The organism is Citrobacter sp. MGH106 (genome assembly GCF_001037495.1).
Lineage (GTDB): Bacteria > Pseudomonadota > Gammaproteobacteria > Enterobacterales > Enterobacteriaceae > Citrobacter > Citrobacter murliniae.
On the sequence record NZ_KQ089822.1, the window covers coordinates 2,281,403 to 2,293,716 of the forward strand.

Genomic DNA, 12,314 nt, shown 5'->3' on the forward strand with positions numbered 1-12,314 from the left:
GAGCCAGTAGACCCGCGCAAAGCCGCTGTCGAAGCCGCGATTGCCCGGGCTAAAGCACGCAAACTTGAGCAGCAGACCGTCGCTGAAACGGCCGAACCGGTAGATCCACGCAAAGCCGCTGTCGCGGCCGCTATTGCACGCGCGCAGGCTAAAAAAGCCGCACAGCAGCAGGTTGTTAACGAGGAATAAATGGTATTCAGAATAGCAAGCTCCCCTTATACCCATAATCAGCGCCAGACATCACGCATTATGCTGCTGGTGTTAATTGCCGCATTACCGGGTATTGGCGCTCAGTTATGGTTCTTTGGTTGGGGAACGTTATTGCAGATAGTTCTCGCCTCTGCCAGCGCTATCGCCGCCGAAGCCAGCGTGCTAAAACTGCGTAAACAGCCCGTCGTCGCAATTCTCAAAGACAACTCCGCGTTGCTGACAGGATTGCTGCTTGCTGTCAGTATTCCGCCGCTTGCTCCGTGGTGGATGGTGGTATTAGGTACTGTATTCGCGGTTATCATTGCCAAACAATTGTATGGCGGTCTCGGGCAGAATCCATTTAACCCCGCAATGATAGGCTATGTCGTCCTGCTTATTTCATTCCCGGTGCAGATGACCAGCTGGTTGCCACCGCATGAAATTGCGGCTACGGTGCCGGGTTTCTTTGATGCCCTGAACGTAATATTTACCGGACATACCGCGGGCGGCAGTGATATGAACGCTCTACGCATGGGGATCGATGGCATCAGTCAGGCCACACCGCTGGATACGTTCAAAACATCGTTACACGCAGGACACTCCGTTGAACAAGTCATGCAGTATCCTATTTACAGCGGAATGCTCGCAGGCGCTGGCTGGCAGTGGGTGAACCTGGCCTGGCTGGCTGGCGGTGTAGTGTTATTGTGGCAAAAAGCAATTCGCTGGCATATCCCGGTCAGTTTTCTGCTATCGCTCGCCATCTGTGCGACGTTAGGCTGGTTTTTCTCCCCGGATTCACTGGCTTCACCACAGTTGCACCTGCTCTCAGGTGCAACTATGCTCGGCGCATTCTTTATTCTTACCGATCCCGTTACGGCATCAACAACTAACCGTGGTCGCCTGATTTTTGGCGCGCTTGCAGGTCTGTTAGTGTGGCTGATTCGCAGTTTTGGTGGGTATCCGGATGGCGTGGCCTTTGCCGTATTGCTGGCAAATATCACTGTTCCCCTGATTGATTATTACACCCGCCCTCGCGTGTACGGACATCGCTAAGGACAACATATGCTGAAAACGATTCGTAAACACGGTATCACTCTGGCACTGTTTGCTGCGGGCTCTACGGGGTTAACGGCAGCCATTAATCAGTTAACCAAGTCCACCATTGATGAACAGGCCGCACTGCAGCAAAAGGCGCTGTTCGATCAGGTTTTGCCTGGCGATCGCTACAATAATAATCTGCCTGAAAGCTGCTATCTGGTTAATGCACCGGCGTTGGGTAAAGGAACACACCACGTTTATATTGCCCGTCAGGATGACCATCCGGTAGCGGCAATTCTGGAAGCTACCGCACCTGATGGATACTCTGGCGCTATTCAGTTGCTGGTCGGCGTCGATTTCAATGGTACCGTACTGGGTTCGCGCGTAACGGAACATCATGAAACGCCGGGGCTGGGTGATAAAATAGAGCTGCGTCTGTCCGACTGGATAACCCATTTTAGTGGCAAAAAAATCAGCACTGAAAATGACCCACACTGGGCGGTTAAAAAAGACGGTGGTGACTTTGACCAGTTCACTGGCGCGACCATCACCCCGCGTGCGGTAGTTAATGCAGTTAAACGCGCTGGTCTGTACGCGCAAACGCTGCCTGCGCAGCTTCCTCAACTTACCGCCTGTGGAGAATAAACCATGAGCGAAATTAAAGACGTCATTGTTCAGGGGCTATGGAAAAATAACTCCGCCCTGGTGCAGTTACTCGGCATGTGCCCACTGTTAGCGGTGACCTCTACCGCCACCAACGCCCTGGGTCTGGGGCTTGCTACAACACTGGTACTGACGCTGACTAACCTGACTATCTCAGCCCTGCGCCGCTGGACACCGCCTGAAATTCGTATCCCGATTTATGTCATGATCATCGCCTCAGTGGTGAGTGCGGTGCAGATGCTTATCAACGCATATGCCTTTGGTTTGTATCAGTCCCTGGGGATCTTCATTCCCTTAATTGTGACCAACTGTATTGTGGTTGGCCGTGCAGAAGCGTTTGCCGCTAAAAAAGGCCCCGCTTTATCCGCGCTCGATGGTTTTTCCATCGGCATGGGAGCAACCGGCGCGATGTTTGTCCTCGGATCACTGCGTGAAATCATTGGTAACGGGACATTGTTTGATGGCGCAGACGGCCTGCTGGGTAGCTGGGCCAAAGTGCTGCGCGTCGAGATTTTCCATACGGATACGCCGTTCCTGTTGGCCATGCTACCGCCGGGAGCGTTCATTGGTCTGGGACTGATGCTGGCAGTTAAATATCTTATTGATGAAAGAATGAAAAAGCGTCGTGCTGAGGCTGCAGTGACGGACAGTCCGGCAGGCGAGACAGGGAATGTGTAATGAACAAAGCGAAACGGCTGGAAATACTCACACGTCTGCGTGACAACAACCCGCATCCAACAACCGAGCTCAATTTTACCTCGCCGTTTGAGTTGCTGATTTCCGTTTTACTGTCGGCGCAGGCCACCGATGTCAGCGTCAATAAAGCCACTGCAAAGCTCTATCCCGTCGCCAATACCCCTGCCGCGATGCTGGATCTCGGTGTCGAAGGGGTTAAGTCGTATATAAAAACGATAGGCTTGTTTAACAGCAAAGCAGAAAACGTAATTAAAACCTGCCGTATTCTGCTGGAACAACATCATGGCGAAGTACCTGAAGATCGGGCTGCACTGGAAGCACTGCCCGGTGTCGGGCGCAAGACAGCGAATGTGGTGCTAAACACCGCCTTTGGTTGGCCTACCATCGCCGTCGACACCCATATTTTTCGAGTGTGTAATCGAACGCAATTCGCGCCGGGTAAAAACGTTGAGCAGGTAGAAGAAAAACTGCTGAAAGTTGTTCCCAGTGAATTTAAAGTCGATTGCCATCACTGGTTAATTCTTCATGGTCGCTACACCTGCATTGCCAGGAAACCACGTTGTGGCTCTTGTATCATCGAAGACCTCTGCGAATTCAAAGAGAAAGTTGATATCTGATAATTTTGTGGGCAAGGCCCCTTGCCCACTTCCATAACGATTAGTTATGCACTTCTTAATCTCTCATTTCCCGTCAATGATGCCATAGTCGCGGGCATATCTGATGTAATATTCTTGTGAATTAACACCTGAGCAGGTTAATCGTTTTTTTAGTAATAGAAATTTCTATCCATCCGTGATCAAGATCACCCTGATAACACAATGTAAAATATTTTTTATTTTGTAGTTAAAATGACAAGCAAATGACCTGACCCCGTCAATTCGATACAAAACATTACACTGGCTATTTTTAAGATAATGGCCTATATCACTGGATTCAACCTTGAATAGCAGAACATATCGCCACATTGCGGTTTTCGCCCCTATCTGACAGTGTAAAAATCTGCCATTTTTCAATTGAAGAAATTTAACGCTAGATAACATTTATTAGCCTGGATGATTTCACCAGTTCAGATATATGTAACAGATTATTACAAACCCCTTGTCTGAATGGTCAAGATAGTGAACATTACTTGCCGTTTCCCCTCCCACTATAACAATCGGACGGATGAACTTGACTCATCACGTACCTGAACACCCCCGTTGATATGGGATGTAAAAAAAGAGGTAAAAGTGTCTACTGCAAACAATAAACCAACTGAAAGCGTCAGTTTAAACGCCTTCAAACAACCAAAAGCGTTCTATCTCATTTTCTCGATTGAGCTGTGGGAACGTTTTGGCTATTACGGCCTGCAAGGAATTATGGCCGTCTACCTGGTGAAGCAACTGGGTATGTCAGAAGCGGATTCCATCACCCTTTTCTCATCCTTTAGCGCCCTGGTTTATGGTCTTGTTGCCATTGGCGGCTGGTTAGGTGACAAGGTTCTGGGAACGAAGCGTGTCATCATGCTGGGTGCTATTGTCCTGGCCATCGGTTATGCACTGGTTGCATGGTCTGGTCACGATGCGGGTATCGTTTATATGGGCATGGCGGCCATCGCGGTCGGTAACGGTCTGTTCAAAGCAAACCCATCATCCCTGCTGTCTACCTGCTATGCAAAAGATGACCCGCGTCTTGATGGTGCATTTACCATGTACTATATGTCCGTCAACATCGGTTCATTCTTCTCTATGCTGGCAACTCCATGGCTGGCTGCACGTTACGGCTGGAGCACCGCGTTCGCACTGAGCGTCGTTGGTATGCTGATCACCGTCGTGAACTTCGCATTCTGCCAGCGTTGGGTCAAACAGTACGGTTCTAAACCTGACTTCGAGCCAATCAACTACCGTAACCTGCTGCTGACAATTGGTGGCGTTGTAGTTCTGATCGCTATCGCGACATGGCTGCTGCACAACCAGGGTATCGCACGTATGGTTCTGGGCGTTATCGCTATGGGCATCGTGGTTATCTTCGGTAAAGAAGCGTTCTCTATGCACGGTGCTGCGCGTCGTAAAATGATCGTCGCTTTTATTCTGATGCTGGAAGCGATTATCTTCTTCGTGCTTTACAGCCAGATGCCGACGTCACTGAACTTCTTTGCGATTCGTAACGTTGAACACTCTATTCTGGGCATCGCTTTCGAACCTGAGCAGTACCAGGCACTGAACCCATTCTGGATCATCATTGGCAGCCCAATCCTTGCCGCCATCTATAACAAGATGGGTGACACCCTGCCGATGCCAACCAAGTTTGCTATTGGTATGGTTCTGTGTTCTGGCGCGTTCCTGATCCTGCCGCTGGGTGCGAAATTCGCAACTGATGCGGGCATCGTTTCCGTTAACTGGCTGATCATCTGCTACGGTCTGCAAAGTATCGGTGAACTGATGATCTCTGGTCTGGGTCTGGCGATGGTTGCACAGCTGGTTCCGCAGCGCCTGATGGGCTTTATCATGGGTAGCTGGTTCCTGACTACCGCAGGCGCCAACATTATTGGTGGCTACGTTGCTAACATGATGGCAGTTCCAGAAAACGTTACTGACCCACTGATGTCTCTTGAAGTATACGGACGTGTGTTCCTGCAGATTGGTATTGCTACAGCGGTTATTGCTGTTCTGATGCTGCTGACAGCACCGAAACTGAACCGTATGACTCAGGACGACGATGTAAGCGAGAAAGCCTCTAAGGCCGCAACAGCGTAATTCTCAGGGAAACTTATCTTAAGGCCGCTAACTTTATGTTAGCGGCTTTTTTTTTGTCTGAGGTAGCACTACCATACGATATACCTCAGCCAAAAGGAGTTACCGATGAAACTGTTCTACAAACCGGGCGCTTGTTCTCTTGCTTCCCACATCACACTGCGTGAGAGTGGTAAAGATTTCACGCTGGATGGTGTTGATCTGATGAAGAAACGTCTGGAAAACGGCGACGATTTTTTCGCGGTAAACCCAAAAGGACAAGTTCCCGCGCTGCTGCTTGATGACGGAACGCTACTGACCGAAGGCGTTGCCATCATGCAGTACCTGGCCGACTCTGTGCCAGACCGTCAGCTCCTTGCCCCCACCAGCAGCCTCTCCCGCTACAAAACAATCGAGTGGCTTAACTTTATTGCTACAGAGCTGCATAAAGGCTTTACCCCTCTGTTTCGCCCCGATACACCAGAAGAGTACAAACCAACCGTTCGTGCTCTGCTGGAGAAAAAAATGCAATATGTAAATGAGTCATTAAAAGACAATCCGTGGATCTGTGGTCAACGTTTCAGCATTGCGGATGCCTATCTGTTCACTGTGCTGCGCTGGGCATATGCAGTGAAATTGAATATGGAAGGATTCAGCCATATCGAAGCGTATATGGCGCGTATGGCGGAGCGTCCGGCAGTGACTGCGGCGCTAAAAGCTGAAGGGTTAAACTAACTGTTTAGTGCCGGATAGCGCTAACGCTTATCCGGCATTTATTACAACTGCGTTGCGCTAAAGTAGTGTTCCGGTTTAGCGATACGATCCTGAGCGGCAACAACCTGCAGCTCATACTCCTGCATCTCTTTGGTCGCGATCATAATTTCGTACACCGCCGCAGTCACATGTTCCAGCGCCTGTTGTAAAGACGCGCCCTGTAACAGCTTCACCAGCAGTAAACCGCTGGTAACATCACCAACGCCAACAGGCTGACGAGAACCAAAATCCACTAATGGCCGACTGATATGCCACGCTTGTTCAGCAGTCACCAGTAGCATCTCAAAACGATCCGTGCTGATACCCGCGCGAGCAAGGTGCTTAACCAACACAATTTCCGGACCCTGAGCAATCAGTTCACGAGCCGCTATCACTGCCTCATTCACATTGTTAACTGCGTGCTCACACAAGATTTCGAGTTCGACCAAATTGGGTGCGATAATATCGCTGGCCGGTAGCGCATGGCGTACATGAAATTCGGCAACACCCGGCGCAACAATACATCCTTTTTCTGGATGGCCCATTACCGGGTCGCAGAAATATTTCGCTTGTGGATTGGCTGCTTTAACTTTGCGCACAATGCCCAGAATATGCTCGCCCTGCTCTGCAGACCCCAGATATCCGCTTAGAACTGCGTCGCACTGCTGGAGTTTATCGATATCAGCAATACCCTGGACGATTTCAGTCAGGTGACTGGGCGGCATGACACAGCCTGTCCATTTACCGTACTGCGTGTGGTTGGAAAACTGAACGGTGTTAAGTGGCCAGACATTCGCGCCAAGACGACGCATCGGAAATTCTGCTGCACTATTGCCCGCATGGCCAAAAACAACGTGGGACTGGATGGCGAGGATATTCTTCATTTAACTTACCACAACCCTAGAATAATAAAGGGGCGTAGTTTCCCACGCCCCCGCTGACTTTTACTTACTTCCAGCAAATCAGGCAATAGTTCTTTTTGCCACGGCGCAGTAAGGTGTAGCGACCGAACAAAATATCACTCTCCTGGAAGAAATATTCCGGGTCAGATTGTTTCTCACCGTTGATAGTGACCGCGTTAGACGCAATAGTCTTACGCGCCTGGCCGCGAGAGGGTTGCAGTTCGGAATCAACCAGTGCCTGCATCAGATCGGCACCTTTTTCCATCTCAATCATCGGTACGCCATCCTGTGCCAGCTGTTCGAAATCAGCTTCGCTCAGGGAGCCCAGGTCACCGTTAAACAGGCTTTCGGTAATGCGTTTTGCCGCCACCAGCCCTTCTTCACCATGAACCAGACGTGTCACTTGTTCAGCCAGAACATACTGAGCACGAGGCGCTTTGCCACTGTTCTTATCTTCTTCTTCCAGAGCGTTGATCTCTTCAATGTCCATAAAGGTGAAGAATTTAAGGAAGCGATACACATCAGCATCAGCGGTGTTAATCCAGAACTGGTAGAACTTATACGGACTGGTTTTTTTCGGATCCAGCCATACTGCGCCACCTTCTGTTTTACCGAATTTGGTACCGTCTGCTTTGGTGATCAGTGGAACCGTCAGGCCAAACACCTGGTTCTGATGCAGGCGACGTGTCAGGTCGATACCAGAGGTAATGTTACCCCACTGGTCAGAACCACCGATTTGCAACGCAACGCCGTGCAATTTGTTCAGGCAAGCGAAGTCGTAACCCTGCAACAGGTTGTATGAAAACTCGGTAAAAGAGATCCCCTGATCGTCACGGTTAAGACGCTGCTTCACCGCTTCTTTGTTGATCATCTGGTTAACGGAGAAGTGTTTGCCGATATCACGCAGGAAAGTCAGTACGTTCATACCGCCAAACCAGTCGTAGTTGTTCGCAGCAATCGCAGAGTTGTCGCCACAGTCGAAATCGAGGAACGGCGCAACCTGTTTGCGGATCTTATCCACCCACTCCTGCACGGTGTCTTCGGTGTTCAGTTTACGCTCGGCGGCTTTAAAGCTCGGGTCACCAATCAGCCCCGTTGCACCACCTACCAGTGCGACAGGCTTATGGCCCGCCTGCTGGAAGCGTTTCAGGCATAACAATGGAACCAGATGCCCCAAATGCAAGCTGTCAGCGGTAGGATCGAAGCCGCAATAGAGCGCGATCGGGCCTTGCGCCAGTCGCTCTGCTAACGCTTCCTCGTCCGTCACCTGGGCCACCAGCCCCCGCTCTTGCAATTGTTTAATCAAGTTACTGCTTGCCATCAAAATCTCCATGTATAAAACGACTGCACCTTTGCCGGTACACGACTTTTCGCCTGATGCGAAAGAGACATAGAATAAAGCGCCGGATTCATCAGTACCAGCGCTTAAAACAAGAATTTTGCATCTTTACGGAGCGAGGCGATCAATTTTCCACGCGTTATCTTCACGTTGGTATAAAAAACGATCGTGTAGACGGTTTTCACCGCCCTGCCAGAACTCCATTTGTTCAATACTCACGCGAAAACCGCCCCAGAAGCTAGGTAACGGAACTTCTCCTTGCTGAAACTTCTGCTTCAGCTCAAGAAATTTACTTTCAAGAATACCGCGTGCGGAGATCCGACTTGACTGTTTAGAGACCCAGGCACCAATCTGGCTGTCGCGTGGGCGGCTATGGAAATACTTCACCACCTCAAGCGTGGAAAGACGTTCAGCCTTACCGATAACCATGACCTGCCGTTCCAGCGTATGCCAGGGGAATAAAAGGCTGATGCGGGGATTATTCTCAATCTGATGCGCCTTGCGGCTGCCCATGTTGGTATAAAAAACCAGCCCTTTGTCATCATAATGTTTGAGCAACACGATACGCTGGTAGGGTTGACCATTTTCATCGACGGTTGCGACAACCATCGCAGTAGGATCCGCCAGTTTGGCGTCACAGGCTTGCCCCAGCCAACGCTCAAAAAGCGCAAGGGGTTCGGCGGGAAGATCGCGGCGGCGAAGACCGCCTTTCGTGTATTCACGGCGCAGATGCGCGATTTGCTGCAATTCGTCGTTATCAGACATGATGTTGGGCTACGGATTGTCAGTGGGTGACGCTATTGTGCGCCGCCCAGGTGAAAATCTCAACGCTTCGGGTTCTGTAACTGACAGTTATTTAACACAACTCTGTCGCGTTTATAGACCGTTGCATTGTCTCCTTTAGACCAGAAGACATAGATGCCGTCCGTGTAACGCGCACCGGATGCCGACACACCCTGTTTGAGTTTCACTAACTGATTATCGTAAACAAAGCTCGCAACTTGTTGAGTATTGTTCAACTTCACAGTAAGCGGTTTTTCATCACAGCGGTATTCGAGTGTATCCGTTTGCATGCGCTCGACAAATTGATTGTAAACACTACAACCGCTAAGCAGTACGGGCAGACAGACAATTAACAGTTTTTTCATAGCCATATCCTGAAGACTTTCCTGGTCCCGGAGGGCAATGACACCCTCCCTAACTTCCCTAGTTTACCGGCATACAGGCGAGGATAATTTCAGTTAACTCTGAGATCGTGGGTTTGCAGGGAAAATCGCCCCTAAAACACTGGACTCTGCCGCACCGGTCACCGAAGGCAAATTACCCGGTAATCCAGCCAAGGTACGCCACGCCAGCCAGGCAAAGGCTAACGCTTCCATATCATCACCGCTAATGCCTGCCTCATCCGTTGATGTTACTTCTGTTCCCGGCAACAACGCCGCCAGACGCATCATCAGAAGCGGATTACGGCTTCCGCCGCCACAAACCATCAGTCGCTCACAACCACCGCTCAGCAAGACTTGCTCTGAAATGGTCACCGCCGTCAGTTCGGCAAGCGTCGCCTGCACATCGCGCGGGTTAATCCCCGGAAACTGCGCCAGGTGACGTTCTATCCAGCCATAATTGAAATACTCGCGACCAGTGCTTTTTGGCGCGGGTGCAGAAAAATAGGGGTCGCTAAGCATATTTTGCAGCAGAGGAATAATCACCGTCCCTTCGCTGGCCCACTGCGCATCTTTGTCGTAAGGTCGACCGCATTTCCGCCAGACCCAGGCATCCATCAGCATATTGCCCGGTCCGGTGTCATATCCTCTTACAGGTTTTTCAGGTATGAGCAGTGACAAATTGGCAATCCCACCGATATTCAGCACCATCCGGCGTTCCGTCGGATGCGCCAGCAAAGCCTGATGGAAAGCAGGAACCAGCGGCGCCCCCTGCCCACCCAGCGCAATATCACGCCGGCGAAAATCCCCGACCACAGTGATCCCCGTATGCGCCACAATTTGATTGTTATCACCAATTTGCAGCGTATGAGGCGCGGCGCCTGTAGGTTCATGCCATACAGTTTGTCCGTGACAACCAATAGCAACGATATCCTGCGGCTTTAATTTTTGCTGCGACAGGAGCGCATTCACCGCCTCAGCGAACAAACGTCCCAGTTGGGTGTCCAACTGACCAAACTGAGAAAGCGTGAGTTGTTGCCCCTGGCAAATGTCCAGAATGGCTTGTTTCAAATGGATGGGGATGGGCCAGGTAAGACTCGCCTGTTGCGCAACCATCGTTTCATCTATTGCCGCCAGCACAACATCAACACCATCAAGGCTGGTTCCAGACATAACACCGATAAAACGGCCCGATTTCATATGTCATCCTTTTAAGCATGTTAGCCTTGACACTCAACCATAAAGTGCCGCGTAATTCCATGCTTCATTGATGATTTTTGCGGGTTACTGATGGCAACAGGTCATCATTTCAATCGATTTGATGAGTGGTTCGTTTATACTCGGTTAACCCGGACCCAATTATGATTTTCATATTGTTCCAGTAGAACATGTGACCTTAGGCTCACAAATGCCATATAATTTTACCATGAAGGGTGTTTTTTTCAGCGTTTCGTGGTGACAAGGAGATTTTTAAATGATTAAACGTGTGCTTATTATTTCATTAATGGGCGTATCTTTAGCCGGTTGCGTTAACAATGACAGCCTTTCAGGTGACGTGTATACCGCATCCGAAGCAAAACAGGTTCAGAACGTAACCTATGGCACGATTGTTCATGTTCGTCCGGTTCAAATTCAGGGTGGTGATGACGCAAACGTAATTGGCGCTATCGGTGGTGCGGTACTCGGCGGGTTCCTCGGTAACACCGTTGGCGGTGGTACTGGCCGCTCATTAGCAACTGCTGCAGGCGCTGTAGCTGGCGGCGTTGCTGGCCAGGGCGTGCAGGGTGCAATGAATAAAACCCAGGGTGTGGAACTGGAAATCCGTAAGGATGACGGTAATACCATCATGGTAGTGCAGAAACAGGGCGCAACCAAATTCGCCGCAGGCCAGCGTGTCGTAATGGCAAGCAACGGCAGAGAAGTTACCGTTTCCCCACGCTAATCGAATTAACGTGTGGTCAGGCTCTGGCCACACGTTAAATTTCACATCAGCCCTGAGACTGTAGCTCAATGATATTGTGTTCCAGCCTGGCAACCAGTTTAATCAGCAAATCAATCTCCTCGGCCGAGATCCCTTCCAGAATTTCTCCGCGCGTTTTATTGATTACCGCTTCCATATCTGCGATTAGCGGTTCCGCTTTCTCAGTAAGTTTTATTCTCTTTGCCCGACGATCGCTGGCGCAAGTCTGTCGCGAAATGAGTCCCTTTTCTTCCAGTTGGTCAAGCGTACGCACCAGTGAAGGCTGCTCAATACCTATCGCTTTAGCCAACTGAATCTGCGATTGATCCGGCGGCAACTGATGAATGTTGTGCAGCGTAACCCAATGTGTCTGCGTCAACTCCAGAGGCTTCAGGCGATGGTCAATCAGAGCACGCCAAATGCGCACCAACCGTGCCAGATCAGAACCTAGTGGCGATTCCAATTTCATCTCCTTATAATTAGCTTGCTAAGTTATTATACTGATTTTAGAATAGTGTGCAGCATTTGTATTCTCAAAACAAATGTATTGCCAAATTTGCTTACCGGATGACATTTTTTCAGACATTCTGTGTTAAAGAGACTCATTGTCCCTTTTTTGCTAAACCTATAGCAATGCTCTCTTCCGCCAAGGATTTTGCCCGTGAAGTTTATGTTTAATGCAACAGGATTGCCCTTACAAGATTTAATGATCGGCGCATCTGTCTATTTCCCCCCTATTTTCAAGGCGTTTGTCGCGGGGTTCATTCTCTGGCTGGTTGCTCATCGTCTACTACGCGACTGGATCTACTCCGGCGAAATATGGCATCCCCTGTTAATGGATCTGTCTCTCTTTACGCTTTGCGTATGCCTGGGCTTCTATCTGCTAATTGCGTGGTGATT

Annotated in this window: 15 protein-coding genes; 9 read left to right on the forward strand and 6 right to left on the reverse strand. The window is 50.0% G+C overall.

The window, feature by feature from the left end:
* From SK36_RS25035 to gstA, 7 genes are all read left to right on the forward strand, one after another.
* Positions 1–189 (forward strand): hypothetical protein (locus tag SK36_RS25035; protein WP_048222820.1); only part of this gene is annotated, 189 nt, incomplete at its 5' end.
* Positions 190–1,242: an electron transport complex subunit RsxD gene (gene rsxD / locus SK36_RS10760; RefSeq protein WP_048221509.1), complete on the forward strand. Its 1,053-nt coding sequence runs from the start codon at positions 190–192 to the stop codon at positions 1,240–1,242. It abuts the gene before it with no gap.
* A 9-nt stretch (positions 1,243–1,251) separates the two neighbouring features.
* Complete coding sequence (rsxG, locus tag SK36_RS10765) at positions 1,252–1,872, forward strand: electron transport complex subunit RsxG (protein ID WP_048221510.1); 621 nt, start codon at positions 1,252–1,254, stop codon at positions 1,870–1,872.
* A gap of 3 nt (positions 1,873–1,875) precedes the next feature.
* The gene (locus SK36_RS10770) at positions 1,876–2,568 is read left to right on the forward strand and encodes an electron transport complex subunit E (protein WP_045442557.1); all 693 of its coding nucleotides are present in this window, start codon (positions 1,876–1,878) and stop codon (positions 2,566–2,568) included.
* A complete protein-coding gene (gene nth, locus SK36_RS10775; protein ID WP_045442555.1) occupies positions 2,568–3,203 on the forward strand; it encodes an endonuclease III in 636 nt (211 codons plus the stop codon). The genes SK36_RS10770 and nth overlap by 1 nt, the downstream gene beginning before the upstream one ends.
* Positions 3,204–3,815: 612 nt before the next feature.
* Positions 3,816–5,321 (forward strand): dipeptide/tripeptide permease DtpA, encoded by a 1,506-nt coding sequence (gene dtpA / locus SK36_RS10780; protein ID WP_048221511.1) that lies wholly within the window; start codon positions 3,816–3,818, stop codon positions 5,319–5,321.
* A gap of 105 nt (positions 5,322–5,426) precedes the next feature.
* The gene (gstA, locus tag SK36_RS10785; protein WP_045442550.1) at positions 5,427–6,032 is read left to right on the forward strand and encodes a glutathione transferase GstA; all 606 of its coding nucleotides are present in this window, start codon (positions 5,427–5,429) and stop codon (positions 6,030–6,032) included.
* 41 nt (positions 6,033–6,073) lie between these two features.
* Here the strand turns inward: gstA and pdxY are convergent, their stop codons facing one another.
* The 5 genes from pdxY to anmK all read right to left on the reverse strand — a co-directional run bounded on the left by pdxY (position 6,074) and on the right by anmK (position 10,654).
* The gene (gene pdxY, locus SK36_RS10790; protein ID WP_048221512.1) at positions 6,074–6,934 is read right to left on the reverse strand and encodes a pyridoxal kinase PdxY; all 861 of its coding nucleotides are present in this window, start codon (positions 6,932–6,934) and stop codon (positions 6,074–6,076) included.
* Between the two features lie 64 nt (positions 6,935–6,998).
* Complete coding sequence (gene tyrS, locus SK36_RS10795; protein ID WP_045442543.1) at positions 6,999–8,273, reverse strand: tyrosine--tRNA ligase; 1,275 nt, start codon at positions 8,271–8,273, stop codon at positions 6,999–7,001.
* 126 nt (positions 8,274–8,399) lie between these two features.
* A complete protein-coding gene (gene pdxH / locus SK36_RS10800; protein WP_045442541.1) occupies positions 8,400–9,056 on the reverse strand; it encodes a pyridoxamine 5'-phosphate oxidase in 657 nt (218 codons plus the stop codon).
* Between the two features lie 59 nt (positions 9,057–9,115).
* Positions 9,116–9,445 (reverse strand): C-type lysozyme inhibitor, encoded by a 330-nt coding sequence (gene mliC / locus SK36_RS10805; RefSeq protein WP_136345584.1) that lies wholly within the window; start codon positions 9,443–9,445, stop codon positions 9,116–9,118.
* 87 nt (positions 9,446–9,532) lie between these two features.
* Positions 9,533–10,654, reverse strand: a complete 1,122-nt coding sequence (anmK, locus tag SK36_RS10810) for an anhydro-N-acetylmuramic acid kinase (protein WP_048221513.1) — start codon at positions 10,652–10,654, stop codon at positions 9,533–9,535.
* Positions 10,655–10,928: 274 nt separating this feature from the next.
* Between anmK and slyB the strand changes: the two genes are divergently transcribed.
* Entirely contained in the window at positions 10,929–11,396 is a 468-nt protein-coding gene (gene slyB / locus SK36_RS10815; RefSeq protein WP_045442526.1) for an outer membrane lipoprotein SlyB, read from the forward strand.
* A gap of 46 nt (positions 11,397–11,442) precedes the next feature.
* On the opposite strand, the gene slyA is transcribed toward slyB, so the two are convergent.
* Positions 11,443–11,883: a transcriptional regulator SlyA gene (gene slyA / locus SK36_RS10820; protein ID WP_019076732.1), complete on the reverse strand. Its 441-nt coding sequence runs from the start codon at positions 11,881–11,883 to the stop codon at positions 11,443–11,445.
* 192 nt (positions 11,884–12,075) lie between these two features.
* Here slyA and SK36_RS10825 point away from each other — a divergent pair, with 192 nt between their 5' ends.
* The gene (locus SK36_RS10825; RefSeq protein ID WP_045442519.1) at positions 12,076–12,312 is read left to right on the forward strand and encodes a DUF1656 domain-containing protein; all 237 of its coding nucleotides are present in this window, start codon (positions 12,076–12,078) and stop codon (positions 12,310–12,312) included.
* Positions 12,313–12,314 lie beyond the last annotated feature (2 nt).